Source organism: Nostoc sp., assembly GCF_036919595.1.
GTDB lineage: Bacteria > Cyanobacteriota > Cyanobacteriia > Cyanobacteriales > Nostocaceae > Nostoc.
The window spans coordinates 49,090-64,741 of sequence record NZ_JBALCO010000107.1 but is presented as its reverse complement, the minus strand read 5'-3'; the positions used below and the strand labels follow the sequence as shown (position 1 = coordinate 64,741).

Sequence of the window (15,652 nt, the reverse complement as noted above, 5' to 3'; positions counted from 1 at the left end):
GCGATCGGGGGAAGGAGTTAGAACTTGATGATTGTCAACGAGCTAGATAAATTTGTTTCATACTGTAAAAGAATTCAACCCCAAACTCAGGAGGATATTCAAAAGTTTTTTGAAGGAGTGATCTTGTTTCCTTATGATAAGGAACTTCTATTGCAAGCTTATTTATTTCTGAATATCAAAGACTTGTTTCCTTCATGCGCTCAACTGCTGTTATTTGAAAAATCTCCAATTTCAGATTATACAGATTTAGGGAAGTGTGATTTTGTCTATCTGACCTTTAAAGGTAGTCTGTTTTTAATTGAAACTAAGTTTATTGATACAGAAGCAACAGGAGCAACAGAAAGAAAAAGAAGAAATAAGCATAGGAACAAGGTATTTGAGCAAGTTATTACTTTAAAAGGTCGATTTAGTGAATATTGGAATATGAGGCTAGATCAATTAGAGTGCGGGGTTTTCACAACAGATGCAGAAGTTGCTTGGCGAGGAAATGGTGTAAATGTTGTATCTAAATCAATATCTATAGATCATCTCGAAAAATGGCGAAGAAGTTATCACACTAGTGAAAAAGGTTATCAGGTAAGTAAAATGAGAGTACAAAAACCGAATTATTCTTCGTAATGCAAGTCAGTTAGTTGCAGTTTCTGTTTTTAATTTTTGCTAAAACTGAATCCCTACCACTTTAGTCTAATTTTTAGCAATTTTTAATTTGATAAGCATAATTATGCCTGACGATGCTTTCATCTTCGGAGATAGTTTGATGTATGTAAATAATCGTTAAGATATTACAATACGGTTTAGTTAGTCCTAAAAATCTTAAGCTGCATAGGTTGGGTTGTAATAAGATACCCTTAGGGTATGAAGTGAAACCCAACAATTAGCGTTTAATGTTGAGTTTCGTTCTTCAATGCAACCTATGATTATCCTTAACTGAGCCGTATTGTACGATATTATTGATATTAATGTCAAACTTTTAAAAACAAGCTAATCTTAAAAATTTATTGGTATATTCTTAACCTTAACTTAATTATATTACTGTAATTTTCCTATTATTAATCACAAAATTGGTAGCAATCAAGCTGAACTTAAAATAGCAAATTTCCAAGATAAATAATTCTTTAAACACGGATAAGTCCGATAAAGGAATTTCAACTTTAACGATTTAGTAGCCAAATACCTTTGTCACCAAGTATTTATCACAGTATTCTATATAGTTTGAGCTTCGTTGGTTCAGTTCTCCAACTATTAATTCTATTGAATCATAATGACAAACATCCTGCCTATGACCTTGCCAATGGGTCTTCAGGTAAGGGAGTTGATGACTTTTATGTTCCAGAAATTAATGCTAAAGTTGCCTTGCAAAATGGCAAATTAGTTGATCAATCAACTGCAATAGAGGGGAGTATTCAGCGATCGCTCATTTTTTGCCAATCTCACAAAATCGCATTGCTCCCATCTACCAGTAATACTGGAATTTTTGCGTTATTCCTTGGTTGACTCTTCCTCTAAAGCAGACCCTAGAAAATGCTGATTTGCCTGCCGAACCTTAGCTCTTGCCTCATCATAGAGGAAGGGTAAATAGGCATACCGCCGTCCTTGAGTTATAGGTGTCGCTTCGTGCAACAGGGAACAGGAAAAGACGATAGCTCCACCCACAGGCGGTTGATAGGTTTGCTGACCAAATTCTGGAAATCGCAAACATCCACCTTCGTATTCACCCGTATTCAGATTCAATGACACCGCAAAGCAGCGATGAGCAGTCCCTTTCGTGGTATTGTCCCGGTGGGGTCTAAAATGTCCACCGATTTGGCTGTCATAGCAAGCAACAATGTGACGCTCCATTCGGCTTGCTTGAAACTGAAAGGCTTTGAAAATTTCGGGAACAAGGCGATCGTGAATTCGATGCATCGCCGCATTCCGCAGTTCCTCGTTGGTAATCTCCTGATCCCGTCGCCGTTTATGACCGTAATCGTACACTGGGACTGTACGGCCATCAACTTCTCGCATAAAGCCGGAGTCTCCACCACCATGCAATTCATAGAACTGAATCAGTGCTTGACACAGTTTTGGTTCAAATACCCTGGGTACAACCAAGACAGGTGCCTGAACTGCCGCCGATGCTTCTGACGGAATGGATGGCAATTGGGCGAGGAATGCCATCAACTGCGGCACATGGGTTTCGGGTGACTCATTAAACGGCAGCACCGCCAGCACCCGCAGACTATAATCGAGTACCAGCGTAAATTGCCTGTAATCCCCTGTGGCAGTAACGGCACCGTATTTTTGGCTAATGGCTTGATCAAAATCCCAGAAGAACCGGATGCCCGGAAGATGCTGCTGAACTCGGTGCTGCTTCTCATCCTCTGGATCGACGCTCACGCCAAAGAAACAGAAGTTTTGGTCATCAAAGACTGCCCGTTGGCTCCGAATGTCTTCAAGAATGCGCTGGCTCGTCTTCGGTTCAGCAGAAGCGAAGAAGCAGAGTACAATGTAACGACCCGCGATTGTCTCGAAGTGAAAATTAGCACTGTTTGTAGAACGGGCTGTGAACCAGGGGGCTGGCTCACCGATCATCAGGAGTCTCTGGCGCACGGGCATAGGCTTCTTCCAATTCCTACTCAGCCTGGTTTTCGGATGCAGCGTTTTTTGAAGAAAGTGGCATTACTAAAATATTATCGGGGTATAACAACGATTCATAAAAAATTTCGCCATTTAGTGTGAAATGCTTTACTTAGACAAAAACAAATGAGAGATGTTTTCTGTACTTAAACCCCTGGCTGTCTTATTGGTATCTAATAACGAATTTGAAAGCTTGAACCCCACGATAATCGTTAAGGAATAAACGCAAATATACTGATTAGACAGTCAGGGACTCCAACTCCAAATGAAGTGATAGCAAACAATTTCGCTGATAGACAAAATCCAAAGAGGTATATCAGGAGCCACAGAGCCAACCAAAAACGCACTTTTAACAATTGGTACTCGTGATCAAGCCTTATTTAGAGCCACTGTCATCATAAAGTGCTTTTTCTTCTCCAGTAAAAACCGCGTCCAACCATAAGCAACCTTTACCCGAAAAACATGTCAGATTAGTTGAACAAGTAACCAAAAATCTGACAGGAAAACCATACTAATGAGAATTTGGGCTACTATTTCTGTGCTAGCTTCTTCTTGGCTAATATTTGGGGTCATAGCTTCTGAGCCGATCGCCGCTAATTCTACTGTAGTACAAAATGTCACACCATTTCCTCCGCCAACAAATGCCAAACAGATTACTGTCAGTAGCGCTCTGTTTGGGTTGAAGAGAGTTGACACCAAAGGGAACGTTACCATTTTCCAGACAACAAGAGTGCCACTTCAGGAAGGAAACGCCTACGGATGGCGAATTAAACTCAAAGATTACCAAGGTGAAGTGAAATGGCGCGAAGTCTTGCATTTACCAAAACCTCCAGAAAGTTGGGGTACAGATAATGGTGAAAACTTCTCAATGTCAGCAGACGGCATGACATCAGTGACGCGGCGCACACAGTCTGCTCCAGAAGGTGTGATTGAGAATTTTTGGACAATCACTCCTGGCGATCCAGTTGGTAAGCATAGAATAGAGGTCTATATTAATGACCGTTTGATCAGTACTTTCGAGTTTGAAATTATTCCAGTCAAGTAGATATGAAGCAAGAGGCTTGCTCTAATTCCCTGCTTTTGAAGGAGGGTTAAGGAGGATCAAGCCTTAAGCCAAGCCTATTGGAATATAAATGGTTGTTTGAAAAGTGTTTAGCTGTGATTTTAGGCACTTTATTCATCCCCCCTAACTCCAGGGCTGGAGCCGCTTACTACAAACCTTTAATTCTTCACGCTTACCTACTTAAACCAATAATTGATATTTCTCTTGAGCTAGATTGTAAAGAGGTCGCCAAATCAAACGATTGGTCAACACTACTAATAGAGACATTATCACTGTCGAAGCTAATAATAGGGAGAAATTGCCTGTCGCGGTGGCATGAGAAATCGTTGCTCCCAATCCAGAAGTACTAATTACTCGCCCTTGAAATGTGACATACTCACTGACGATACTGGCATTCCAAGCGCCGCCAACAGCGGTAATAATTCCTGTAATTAGGTAGGGAAAGATTGCAGGTAAAATTAAGGTTCGCCAGCGTTGCAAAGGGGATAGTTTATACACCGAAGCAGCTTCGATGAGGTCTGAAGGAATCGACTGTGCCCCAGCAATGACATTAAACAGGATATACCACATTGTCCCTAACATCATCAGAGCGATCGCACCAATCTGTAAACCGCCAGCGATGCGGGTTAAACCTAGCAGCAACACCGGAAATAAAGCTGTTGCCGGTACAGAAGCGGCGATTTGTACCAATGGTTGCAACACTTGAGCCAGTCGGCGATTGCGACCGATTGCTACTCCCACGGGTACAGTCCACAACAGTGATAATATCAAAGCAATTATCACCCGCAACGCCGTTAACATAGCGCCCTTTATTACCTGTTGCCAATCAGCCCAGCCTAAAGTCCGTAATAGTAATACGGCTTCCCAAGTACCCCACAGGACAATTAAGGTGAAGCCGCTAACAAATATCCAATTTAAAAAACTCGGCAAGTTGAGGTTGCCTTTGGCGTTTACAGGTACAGAACGCACGGGAAACGACCGAGTTAAACTGTCGTCTAGGGCTGTTTGTAATGGCTGAAAAACGCGATCGCCAATTGCGCGTAAAGTAGGCGATCGCCTGATAATATCCAATACCCACGATTGAGGTGCATTTTCAGTTTCGATCATCTCCAACTTAAATCTTTCTGCCCAAGCAATCAGGGGTTGCCACACAAAAAAATCAGTTGCCACGATGATCGCAATCAGCACCGCCAAGCCCCAAAATATAGCTTTAAAGTCTCCTTTGTTGGCTGCTGTGGCTAAAAAAGAGCCTAATCCTGGTAAACGAAAATCTTTATTCCCCAAAGTAAATGACTCAATAGCAATTAAAAAAAACCAACCTCCAGCCACCGACATTACACTATTCCATACCAAACCAATTACACCAGATGGTAACTCTAATGTCCAAAAGCGTTGCCAGGGATTAAGCCGATAAACCCTCGCTGCTTCTAATAATTCTCGTGGAATACTTTGGAGAGATTGATAAAAACTAAAAGTCATATTCCAGGTCATACCAGTGAAAATCAGCAAAATAGCTGCTAGTTCTACACCAATTCTCTGACCTGGAAACAGGGAAATCAAAGCTAGTACCACACCTGGTAAAAAAGACAATACTGGAATCGATTGCAGAACATCCAACATCGGAATTAAAATCCGCTCTGCAATTCGGGAACGATAAGCAGTATAAGCATACAATAGGGTGAAAATTAGGGAGAAAAAGTAAGCCAGACCCATGCGGATCAAGGTTTGGGCTGTGTATCCTGGCAAAGCATTGATGTTTATAGAAATTGTGAGTTCAGGTTGAAAAGTACCGCTAAATTGGGAAGCAGTTCTAATAATTGCCACAATGAAAGATAAAATCACCAGAATCAGCAATCCATCTTGCCAAGTCCAATTGTTACGTCCCAGAGTTTTATTAGCAGGAGTGAGGGGTCGCGTCATAAGAATAGTGAGTGGGGAAAGTTAACAATGACAACTGACTAATCAGCATTAACAACTTGCTCTAAAAATATTTGTCCCGATGGCTCATCGTAGCCGTATATCTCGGCGTAACGACCCCAATCAACGACGGTTTTTAATTGTCGTTCGGCTTCTTGTGGGCTAAAGTGACTTTCTAGGATATCTAAAACCAGTTCTTCTGGAATGCGTTGATTATTTTTCGCTTCCAGAAGACGGTAAATTCGCTGTACCAAGCGAATATTAGTTAAGAGTTGCGATCGCATGATTTGTTTGCGATCGTCAATACCTCCATTGATAAATTGTTGCCCGACTGGCTTCAAGTTAATATCACCTTCTGCAAGTTCTACAAAATCCATTAATTTTGCAGCTTCCACAATTGGTAAAATCTCATCTACTTCTAATTGCAATTCTTGAGCAAGCCGATATAAGTCTTTTTCCTGACGATCTTCTAAAAGTTCCAAAAGACCCGCAATGGAACCAATTCGCACGGCTGGTAAAGACTGATATTTTGCTGATGGTGTTGCAGGTTGTACAGAGGTAGTCGCTGGAGGCTGAATTGTTTCTAGTTCTGGGTTCGTGATGATTGTATAAACTTTATCTACCAGGGCTTGAAAACTTGGGTGTTTGCGATCACGGTAATGGGGTAGAGTCACAGGTAAATCAGCCCGAATTCTTCCCGGATTGCGTCCTAGAACAATAATCCGATCCGCCATAATTACCGCTTCCTCAATCCCGTGGGTGACAATGAGAACTGCTTGGGTGGGTATGCGACGTTCTAACCACAAATCTAATAACTCAAACCGCAAGTTTTCTGCTGTTAGCACATCCAATGCCGAAAACGGCTCATCCATACATAACAGTTCTGGTTCTACGGCCAAAGCCCTAGCAAATCCAACTCGCTGACGCATTCCCCCAGAAAGCTCTTTGGGATAGGCATTTTCAAACCCATCCAAACCAATAATATCAATCATCCGTAGCGCTTTTTGCCGTCGATAATCTGGCGCTTCTCCTTTTGCTTTTAAACCTAGTTCCACATTCTCCAGTACAGTTAACCAAGGATAAAGGGCAAAACTTTGAAAAACAATTGCTACCCCAGGATTTAAACCAACTAGGGGACGGTTATGATATATAACTTCACCTTGACTGGGGGCGATTAACCCAGCAACTATTCGCATTAAAGTAGATTTCCCTGAACCTGAAGGCCCTAGCAACGCGACTATCTCCCCTGGATGCAACTCAAGATTAATATTTTCCAGGATGATAATCTGCTGACCGTTGGGCTGCTGATAAGATTTGCTGACACTTTTTAGAGCGATCAGGTGTTCGGTTGCTGTTTTAAAGACCATGACTCTTTCTGTAAAGAAATAATTAAATATAATCTGATGTTGAGGTTATTTTACAGTTAAAGTGAACTGAAAATAGTTTGTTCAGGAATTGGAACAGTCCTAAAATCTATCTAATCGCTTGCATTGTCATAAATTAGCTGTAATAGTTAATAAGATAAATTTCCTAGCTAATGCAAAAAAATGACTGCCCGCCCGAATATTAATAGGAATAAATTACTCTCTATTAGCTCTGTGCATCTCAGTAAATTGGAAGTGATTGCAGATATTAAATAAACAACCTTTATCTACTATGGGGGTTAAAATAGAAGCTGTCTACAGCTAAATTTGTTGGCGTTTGTTTCGAGGATGTTTTAAAACTGGGGGGTGTTGTAAGAAAGGTCACAAAGCTTAGAGGATGCTTGGAAAGTTAAAAAAAGCTCTAGTCTCTGCTCCCCTTAACCTTAAGTTGAGGAGTATCTTAGATATAGAAGTTTAATTCTTGTTGGGTGGCGATTGTGAATACAGAGGAATTCCTGCGATTAATCGAAAAGCAGCCCCTATGTCCTCAGACACTGCCAAAAGGGCTGCAAGCAATGTGGTATGACAAAAAAGGTGATTGGAGCAAAGCTCATGAAATACTTGGAAATGCCAGCGATGCCGATAGTGCTTGGGTTCATGCTTACCTGCACCGCAAAGAAGGCGATTTGAACAATGCCCATTACTGGTATCAGCGCAGTGGTCAGCCAGAGTTTCCAGGAGAACTAAGCCAGGAATGGGAACAAATAACTTCTGTATTGTTAAGCAAGGTCAACGTGACGCATGAATGCTGAGGAATTAAAACGGCGTTTTGCCGCCGGGGAAAGATATTTTCCAGCCGTCAACTTGAGTAACAACAAGCTGATTGGAACTTATTTGCCTGGAATCAATTTATGGGGATCTGACTTGAGTGGAGCCAACCTAGCTAAAGCTAAACTCTGGGGAGCAGATTTGAGTAGAGCTAACTTAGCCAAAGCGAACTTGACCAGAGCTAATTTGAGCGGTGTCAAACTGAATGAAGCAAATCTCCGGGGAGCCAAACTCAACTATGCCAAGTTGTATGGAGCGAATCTGACTGGCGCTTACTACGATGAAAGCACGCGGTTTTCTAGAGGTTTTGACCCCATCAGTAGAAATATGCAGAAGGTGTGAAGGGGATTGGGGAACTTGGAGTTCCCTCTGGGGATAAGGGGCAATGGGGACTAGGGACTTCCCTGCAAGCGGATTTAAGATTACAGCATTTTTCAATACATCCGCTAGTTATAGAGAACTCATGCTGAATTCTCTATGACTAACTCCTTGATTATTTCTAATTAAATTTGCGAAAATGTTGCTTTAAATAACTGATTTTGATACATGTTGATGTGAGCCATCTAACATAGACGATATCAACATTTGTTCAAAGACTTTAGAAAGAGCAGTTTGAAAACGTTGACGATGTTTGAGTTTGAAAAAAGGTCGAACAATTTCTGCGTAGGCGCAGCCCGCCGTAGGCATCGCACCCTTGCCCTCTCTGTTATCAATAACTCGAATTGTCCGCAAAGTTCCCAACTGTATTTCTTTTTTTACCATCAACTCAGAAATTCCAATTGCACCGACACCATCTTCGATTGCTGCTTTTGTCATCTCTCCACTGTTGAACACTAAAATTACATTCAATTCACTGAGATTGATTCCCCAATTTTGTAAGGCTTCCTCAAACCTTTGCTGGGTTCCAGAACCTGGTTCTCGCATCACCCAAAGGGTTTTAGTCAATTGGGTTAAATCAATTTCTCCCCACTCAAACCAAGGGTGTTTTTGACCTACCACAATTTGCAAGCGATCGCTCCCCACTATTTCATACTCTAGAGTACTCTGGAGCGCTGGCTTCACATCTCCTTCCACCAAACCCAAATCAAACTGTCCTGTCGCCGTTCCGACACAAATCTCTTCTGTATTGGCAAGGCTACAGTCAATCTGGATACCGGGATATCGGCTCTTAAACTCACTAATCTTGCTTGGTAGCCAGTAGTTACCAATTGTCAGACTCGACCCTAATTTCAATTCACCCCGTTGCAGATTGTTCAATTCTCGCAATCCCCTTTCAGTCAAGGAAACTTGATCGAGAATTTTCTGCGCTTCCACTTGCAGCAATTTACCAGCCTCAGCAATCTCGATATGGCGACCAATCCGATGGAACAGTTTCACTCCGTATTCTTGCTCTAAGTTGTGGATCGCTGCACTAACGGCAGGTTGTGTAATATAAAGCTCCTCTGCTGCGCGAGTAAAGTGTAACTGCTGCGCCACAGCCAGAAAGATTTTTAGCTGCTCAAGCGTCATTCCTGCCATTTATGGTATCCCTACAACTTGGTGTCAAATTTTTAATCACTTTCATTTATCATTTTGACAAACAAAAGCATTTGATTCTATCGGTTAGTTTGACTAAAGTATAAATCAAGGCTTCGGCACAGACCCAAACAGCCAAAGCAGAGTTGAAAAATTTCAAGAGCGAAACACATGATGCATCAGTGACAACGACACAGATCATAATTTAATATTCCTACTCAATATAAGATTTTTGATGGCAGTATTTTGGATATCGTAAATCCAATCCAAAATCTAAAATCCAAAATTGAATGACCAAGTATGAAAATAAGGACTTCCACAAATGAGCGGTTTAGTAACTGCAATTACCACAGGGATCACAGCATTCAGTGCCACCAACATTGATGATATTGTCATTCTGACGTTGCTTTTTTCACAAATAAATAAAACGTTCCGCAGTCGTCACATCCTTGCTGGTCAGTATCTCGGTTTTGCTGCATTGATCATTGCTAGCCTTCCTGGTTTTTTCAGTGGACTAATCATACCGCAGGACTGGATTAGACTACTTGGTTTAATGCCAATAATCATTGGTATGAGTAGTTTACTAAAACGCGAAGAGGATTCATTAGAGGAAGCCGAAGAAGAAACCGAGCCGTATTGTCCCTCTATAGTTGCCAGTTTTTTCTCTCCGCAAACATGTAATGTAGCTGCGATCGCCTTTGCAAATGGTAGTGATAATATTAGCGTTTATGTACCTCTGTTTGCCAATTCTGAATTAGAGAGTCTACTGGTAATACTAGGTGTATTCTTTTTTTTAGTAAGTGTGTGGTGTTATACCGCTTACAAGTTAACCTACTTACCTGCGATCGCACAATTTTTAACTGAGAACGGCAATACTTTTGTGCCTTGTATATTGATTGGACTGGGTATATTTATTGTTACAGAAAATGTTACTTTGACTCTTATATCTGTAGTTTCTACTTATATATTTTCATTAATTTTAAGTTTCAATACTCAGGCGTCGAGTGAAGAACATTGAAGAAAGAGACTTGGGGACAAGGGGAGTCTTGCAGATGCGGATTGGAACACCACCTGAAGATCAGCCACCAAAAAGTGGTGCTTTTGTATTAAATCCAAGGGTGTAGCCCTACTTGAGGACTCTTAGACAATTTCCCCAAGTCTCCAAATCTGGCCAGACCTTGAGTCCTCTTGACAAAAACTTAGTATCTAAAAATAGGTACATCATGAATTTTCTACTTAAAATAAATTCCAAATTGCAAAATATATTATCCATTCACAGGAGTCAAAATATGAAAATCTGGAAATCTCTGGTAATTGTCTTGATGATTTTCGCTAATCTCGCCTTTGCTCAGCCTTCTTTTGCTGATAGACCAAAATTTAGCAAAAACCCTGACTATATCGAAGTCACTAAAGCTCTTAACGAACTCTCTCAGACAAAAGATGCCCAAACTCAAGTTGAAGGTCTTACATCAAAAGAAATTCAGAAGAGAATCGAGGAATTAACACTGCAAAAATATGCTTTAGAGACGGGAATCAACTGGGGTCAATGTAACAACAAAACAGGTAATACTATAGCAGTATACGGCAAAAGACCAAATGATGAAGACAATGAAGATGCCGTATATGATAATAATCTCTATTTTCTAGCTAATGGTCAGTCCACTAAAAAGAACTGGGATTGTGATGGCATCTATCTAGGAAATGATGTCAAGGTAGCAAATTTCACTTCTAGTCCTAATGGGCAAGGTCAAAAATTAACAGGCCCGGCTGCTCTCAAGATCCTCGATGGAACTCAGTTGGTGATTAAGACAAATCCAGATACTGCTGCGATTGACTTGAATGTTCCGACTGTGAAAGTTCTTAACAGCAATGAGGCTAACTGGTTTATCCCAGATATATCGCAGGCTCTCATAAATACACGAGTTCCTAATGCGCCTAGCAATCAGTCTTGAAATAGAACTGCATAGTCTATGTTGAACGATTGTTCTTAATTTAAATAGAGTAATACCGATTAGCTGTGAGGTTGCCTAGTCAGAAGGGGCTTAAGCCCCTTCTGACTAGGCCTGATTTTGTGCAGGCTTTTAGAGAATTGGTATAACAGCCAAAATCAAAGACAAAACCTGACTTGCACTGGTGAAAAATCTCTCTGATCTTGGCTGTTTTGTTGAATTTATCTATCCTCAATCTCAGGCTTGTTTTATTTATATATCTGCATTAAAATAAATTTTGAAAAAAATGTACAATCACAAGAGGTATATTTCATTAGCGCAACTATTGCGCTGGATGCAAGTCATCTGGAAGGAGATTTGCTATTACCTCGGCATTTTTTTAATAAGAGCCGCTTTAGGGATACGGGTGTTATTCATGCAGTTATTGAAACCTACAGAAGAAGATAAAGATAAAAAAAAGCCAGGACGACTGAATCCGTCCCGAATCCGAGATCACTTGGCAAATGAGCGTACCTACCTCGCTTGGATGCGGACAGGGATCGCTCTTTTAGGTTTTGGTGTGGTGATCGTGCGTTTGCGTGCTTTCCAAGTACCTTTGATACCCCGTCCCGGTAACGGCTGGAAGTTAGGTTTAGTCTTCTCGCTGGTGGGTTTAATCACAGTGTGGCTTTCAACAGGACACTATTTCGCAGTCCGTCGTGATATCGAAGAAGATACTTATGAACCGACAGACCGTTGGGTACTGCTGTTCAGTCTGGCCGTGATGATTCTTGGAGCTGGGGTAATCTATTTTGTTTTTACAAGTTCTTTAGATCCATCAAGTCCACTTATGCCTGAGTAATAGTATTTTTAAAACCGCACCTTATACAACTCGAATAATTCCCCTGATTTGTGCGTTACCACTTTACCACCAGCCGCCTTAATCATTTTTTCCCACTTAGCCAAAGGTTCTAAAAACACCTCAGCCCCCAAATAGGTTTCCAGAACTGCCCAATCTTCCGCCAAAGGCTGTTCTGGATTGAGAACGTCAAACACAAAATGTCCACCTGGTTTTAACACCCGCTTGACTTCTATCAGTACAGCATCCCAGTATTCGAGTGGAAAATAGCAGCTGAATCCTGTTGCGATCGCAACATCAAACTGCTCTGATGAGTAGCTTAACTGATGAGCTGCTCCCAACTCAACACCTTTGAACAGCTTGGAATTCAACTGCGGCCCACGGGAATTAAGGGTATCGCGGGCCACATTACTGATTTCTTGCCCATGAAAAAATGCTTGCCAATCACGCCAAGGATAGATTAAAAAGCTGATACCACAGCCAATATCTATACAGTGCTGGTTTTTTTGAGGTTTAGCAATTTCCCAAAAAGAGGAAGCAATTCTCCCTGAAAAACTACCTCCAACCCACTCCTGGAATATCGGCATCGCCTGTACTTCTGCTGGTAGTTCAAAGGTTTCACCTTGATACTCCCGGTTAAAGCGATAGGCTATTTGGGCTAATCTCTCGTCCCAGTTTGTTGATTTGGGTGAACTAAAGAGATTTTGGAACTGCGAATCGGGCTTTTTAGACATTTAATTTTTTGCTACTCTTTTTAAGGATTGTAGTCAAATTCGCAAAGCGATCGCTTACGACGGGTAGGTACGCCATTACATCCCCATCCAATCTCCTGCTAAGGTTTGTCCGAAGTCATTGGTACTAATGACCAATGACCATAACTAATGACTGCTACTCAACTTTTTCATACCAGATACCTACTTTCTCAAAAGCACTATAAGCAAGCTTCAGAAAATTCACTATTCTCTGTTTCCCAATTATCCCAAATTCTTTGTACTCTCTAGCCTCTGCAAACGTCAGGCGATTTTGGTCAATTATGTTTCTTTCTCTATATGCTAACTTTGGAAAATCCATAACTTTTATGTGATATTTATTGACTATGTTCTGAAAGTTGGAGTCTAAGTCTAGATGCTCCCAATCATCACACAGCCCTAAATTCTTCACTAGAATATGAGGGATTTTCTCACCGTAGGTATTCAGTGATTGAGTAAATAGGTTAATGCTGTCGTATCCTCCTGTCGATACAAACCATTTGCAAAACATCACTCCCTGCGAACTTCCTAGTTCAATAATTGATTAGATTCAATCCACCCTTGTACTGCTCTATGCGATTGTGCTAGCTTTGTCACGCCAGCGTAAGACACCCTTCTCCTATCGGAGACGCTACGCGAACGGGTTCAGCAGTCGCCTGCAAAGGAGCCAGCGCAGTCTTGGGGTCTCCCCCATGAGCGACTGGCGTTGGAAACCCTACCAAGAGCGCTGCTTCACCGCAAATCTTTGATAGATGAAAGTTAAGCAGCAAAATTCTACATTTTGGATACAATTACCGATAATTCGGCTAACTTTAAAGATAAAAAATTACTTACCATAAATAGAGAAATTCAAATTTCAATTTAGAAATAGTTTGTGAGTAAATATTTATGAAAGTTATAGTGACAGGTTCTTTAGGAAATATTAGTAAACCACTGACACAAGAGTTAGTGAAAAAAGGGCATCAGGTGACAGTTATCAGCAGCAAAGCCGAAAGGCAGAAAGATATTGAAGCTCTAGGCGCAAAAGCTGCCATTGGCACAATGGAAGACGCTGGCTTTCTATCAGCGACTTTTAAAGGCGCAGATGTCGTTTATGTGATGGAATCGCTTGCCCCCGATGCTTTCTTCGACCCGAATGTTGATGTTATCGCGGCTATCACCGAGATTGGCAAAAACTATAAACAAGCCATTGAACAATCGGGCGTAAAACGTGTCGTGCATCTCAGCAGTATCGGTGCTGATAAAGGAGTTGGCTTGCTCCGGTTTCATTACAATGTCGAAAATATTTTAACAGAGCTGCCGGAAGAGGTCTTTATTAAATTCGTGCGCCCAGTCGGTTTTTACACTTACATGTATACCTTTATTCAAACCATCAAATCACAAGGCGCGATTGTCGGCAACTATCGCGGCGATGAAAAAGAACCGTGGGTTTCCCCTTTAGATATTGCTGCCGTGATTGCCGAAGAAATTGAAAAACCTTTTAATGGTAAAGAAATTCGTTATATTGCAAGCGATGAAGTTTCGCCAAACGAAATCGCCGAAATTCTGGGCGAAGCCATCGGAAATTCCGATCTGAAATGGCTGGAAATTTCTGACGAACAATTTTTAAATGGTTTATTGGAATCAGGAATGAACCCGCAAACTGCACAGGGTTTTGTGGAAATGAATGCCGCTAGGCGTGGAGGCAGATTGTATGAAGACTATTTCCGCCATAGACCAATATTGGGTAAAGTAAAGCTGAAAGATTTTGCGAAAGATTTCGCGGTAGCTTACAACCAGCAATAATTACATTTCGATATGACAAACACACAACCGCGTAGATTTAAAACGATCACCGAATATCATCGGATGCTGGAGCTTCCTAAACCTGAGCATCCTTTAATCAGCGTGATTAATTTAGAATCCATTAAATATTTGCCTCCCCAAGAATTAATAAATCTTGTCTTTGATTTCTACGCAATCGCGCTCAAAAGAACACCGAACACTAAATATAAATACGGTCAGCAGGAGTATGATTTTGATGAAGGCGTAATGTTTTTTATGTCGCCTGGTCAGGTTTTCGGAGTGGAGATTGATAAAGATGCAGCATCAAAGCGTAGGGGATGGACACTACTAATCCATCCCGACTTCTTATGGAGTACATCGCTAGCCAAAACAATCAAGCGATACCAGTATTTCAACTATTCGGTCAATGAAGCTTTGCACCTCTCGGAAAAAGAAGAAGCAATCATAAACGATCTTATCGAAAATATGGAGCAGGAATATCGTTCCAATATTGATAACTTTAGTCAGGATATAATTGTTTCACAACTTGAATTACTGCTTAATTATTCAAACAGATTTTATCATCGGCAATTTATCACCCGTAAAAAAGCGAGCAGTGATTTGCTGGTGAAACTGGAGGATTTATTAAACGAGTCTTTTGACAGACAAAATGAATTACAATCGGTAATTCCAACCGTCAAATATATTGCCGATAAATTAAACGTATCGCCGAATTATTTAAGCGATATGTTAAGAACGCTGACGGGACAAAACACTCAACAGCATATCCACAATAAATTAATCGAAAAAGCCAAAGAAGCGTTATCCACAACATCGCTTTCAGTCAGCGAAATCGCGTATCGGCTCGGTTTTGAACATCCGCAGTCGTTTAATAAATTATTTAAGAATAAGACAAGCGTCTCGCCACTCGAATTTAGAAACTCGTTTAATTAGACTAATTTTTTGACAATGCGTAAGTTCTAGTATTGTCGCATTCTTTTTTCAAATTGGTATAATTATGCGGATATGATATAAGACAAAACAAGGGG

At 41.0% G+C, this 15,652-nt stretch carries 16 protein-coding genes; 10 read left to right on the top strand and 6 right to left on the bottom strand.

What is annotated here, in order from left to right:
• The first annotated feature begins 27 nt into the window (after positions 1 to 27).
• Together V7K21_RS16875 and V7K21_RS16870 are read left to right on the top strand one after the other, a co-directional pair.
• The gene (locus V7K21_RS16875) at positions 28 to 618 is read left to right on the top strand and encodes a hypothetical protein (protein WP_335176110.1); all 591 of its coding nucleotides are present in this window, start codon (positions 28 to 30) and stop codon (positions 616 to 618) included.
• A gap of 558 nt (positions 619 to 1,176) precedes the next feature.
• Complete coding sequence (locus tag V7K21_RS16870) at positions 1,177 to 1,494, top strand: hypothetical protein (RefSeq protein WP_335176108.1); 318 nt, start codon at positions 1,177 to 1,179, stop codon at positions 1,492 to 1,494.
• Here V7K21_RS16870 and V7K21_RS16865 read toward each other — a convergent pair.
• On the bottom strand, positions 1,480 to 2,595 hold the full coding sequence (locus V7K21_RS16865; RefSeq protein WP_335176106.1) for a redoxin domain-containing protein: 1,116 nt from the start codon (positions 2,593 to 2,595) through the stop codon (positions 1,480 to 1,482). The genes V7K21_RS16870 and V7K21_RS16865 overlap by 15 nt on opposite strands.
• Positions 2,596 to 3,130: 535 nt before the next feature.
• Here V7K21_RS16865 and V7K21_RS16860 point away from each other — a divergent pair.
• A complete protein-coding gene (locus tag V7K21_RS16860; RefSeq protein WP_335176104.1) occupies positions 3,131 to 3,661 on the top strand; it encodes a hypothetical protein in 531 nt (176 codons plus the stop codon).
• A 198-nt stretch (positions 3,662 to 3,859) separates the two neighbouring features.
• Here the strand turns inward: V7K21_RS16860 and V7K21_RS16855 are convergent, their stop codons facing one another.
• Positions 3,860 to 5,599, bottom strand: a complete 1,740-nt coding sequence (locus tag V7K21_RS16855; RefSeq protein ID WP_335176102.1) for an ABC transporter permease — start codon at positions 5,597 to 5,599, stop codon at positions 3,860 to 3,862.
• A gap of 38 nt (positions 5,600 to 5,637) precedes the next feature.
• A complete protein-coding gene (locus tag V7K21_RS16850) occupies positions 5,638 to 6,963 on the bottom strand; it encodes an ABC transporter ATP-binding protein (RefSeq protein ID WP_335176100.1) in 1,326 nt (441 codons plus the stop codon).
• Between the two features lie 494 nt (positions 6,964 to 7,457).
• Between V7K21_RS16850 and V7K21_RS16845 the strand changes: the two genes are divergently transcribed.
• Both V7K21_RS16845 and V7K21_RS16840 read left to right on the top strand, forming a co-directional pair.
• On the top strand, positions 7,458 to 7,772 hold the full coding sequence (locus tag V7K21_RS16845; protein ID WP_334793824.1) for a hypothetical protein: 315 nt from the start codon (positions 7,458 to 7,460) through the stop codon (positions 7,770 to 7,772).
• Positions 7,762 to 8,130 carry a pentapeptide repeat-containing protein gene (locus tag V7K21_RS16840; protein ID WP_335176098.1) on the top strand — a complete coding sequence of 123 codons (369 nt, stop codon included), beginning with the start codon at positions 7,762 to 7,764 and terminating at the stop codon, positions 8,128 to 8,130. The genes V7K21_RS16845 and V7K21_RS16840 overlap by 11 nt, the downstream gene beginning before the upstream one ends.
• A gap of 183 nt (positions 8,131 to 8,313) precedes the next feature.
• Here the strand turns inward: V7K21_RS16840 and V7K21_RS16835 are convergent, their stop codons facing one another.
• Complete coding sequence (locus tag V7K21_RS16835) at positions 8,314 to 9,306, bottom strand: LysR substrate-binding domain-containing protein (protein ID WP_335176096.1); 993 nt, start codon at positions 9,304 to 9,306, stop codon at positions 8,314 to 8,316.
• Between the two features lie 319 nt (positions 9,307 to 9,625).
• On the opposite strand from V7K21_RS16835, the gene V7K21_RS16830 reads away from it, so the two are divergent.
• From V7K21_RS16830 to V7K21_RS16820, 3 genes are all read left to right on the top strand, one after another.
• Positions 9,626 to 10,321 (top strand): cadmium resistance transporter, encoded by a 696-nt coding sequence (locus tag V7K21_RS16830; protein ID WP_335176094.1) that lies wholly within the window; start codon positions 9,626 to 9,628, stop codon positions 10,319 to 10,321.
• 271 nt (positions 10,322 to 10,592) lie between these two features.
• Positions 10,593 to 11,255, top strand: coding sequence for a hypothetical protein (locus tag V7K21_RS16825; protein ID WP_335176092.1), 663 nt, complete (start codon positions 10,593 to 10,595; stop codon positions 11,253 to 11,255).
• Positions 11,256 to 11,667: 412 nt separating this feature from the next.
• Entirely contained in the window at positions 11,668 to 12,093 is a 426-nt protein-coding gene (locus V7K21_RS16820; protein ID WP_335176091.1) for a YidH family protein, read from the top strand.
• A gap of 8 nt (positions 12,094 to 12,101) precedes the next feature.
• Here V7K21_RS16820 and V7K21_RS16815 read toward each other — a convergent pair whose 3' ends face one another.
• Together V7K21_RS16815 and V7K21_RS16810 are read right to left on the bottom strand one after the other, a co-directional pair.
• Positions 12,102 to 12,824 carry a class I SAM-dependent methyltransferase gene (locus tag V7K21_RS16815; protein WP_335176089.1) on the bottom strand — a complete coding sequence of 241 codons (723 nt, stop codon included), beginning with the start codon at positions 12,822 to 12,824 and terminating at the stop codon, positions 12,102 to 12,104.
• A gap of 154 nt (positions 12,825 to 12,978) precedes the next feature.
• Positions 12,979 to 13,353, bottom strand: coding sequence for a hypothetical protein (locus tag V7K21_RS16810; protein ID WP_335176087.1), 375 nt, complete (start codon positions 13,351 to 13,353; stop codon positions 12,979 to 12,981).
• A gap of 374 nt (positions 13,354 to 13,727) precedes the next feature.
• Between V7K21_RS16810 and V7K21_RS16805 the strand changes: the two genes are divergently transcribed.
• The gene (locus tag V7K21_RS16805; protein WP_335176085.1) at positions 13,728 to 14,624 is read left to right on the top strand and encodes an NAD(P)H-binding protein; all 897 of its coding nucleotides are present in this window, start codon (positions 13,728 to 13,730) and stop codon (positions 14,622 to 14,624) included.
• Positions 14,625 to 14,636: 12 nt separating this feature from the next.
• Positions 14,637 to 15,557 carry a helix-turn-helix domain-containing protein gene (locus V7K21_RS16800; RefSeq protein WP_335176083.1) on the top strand — a complete coding sequence of 307 codons (921 nt, stop codon included), beginning with the start codon at positions 14,637 to 14,639 and terminating at the stop codon, positions 15,555 to 15,557.
• The last annotated feature ends 95 nt before the right edge of the window (positions 15,558 to 15,652 follow it).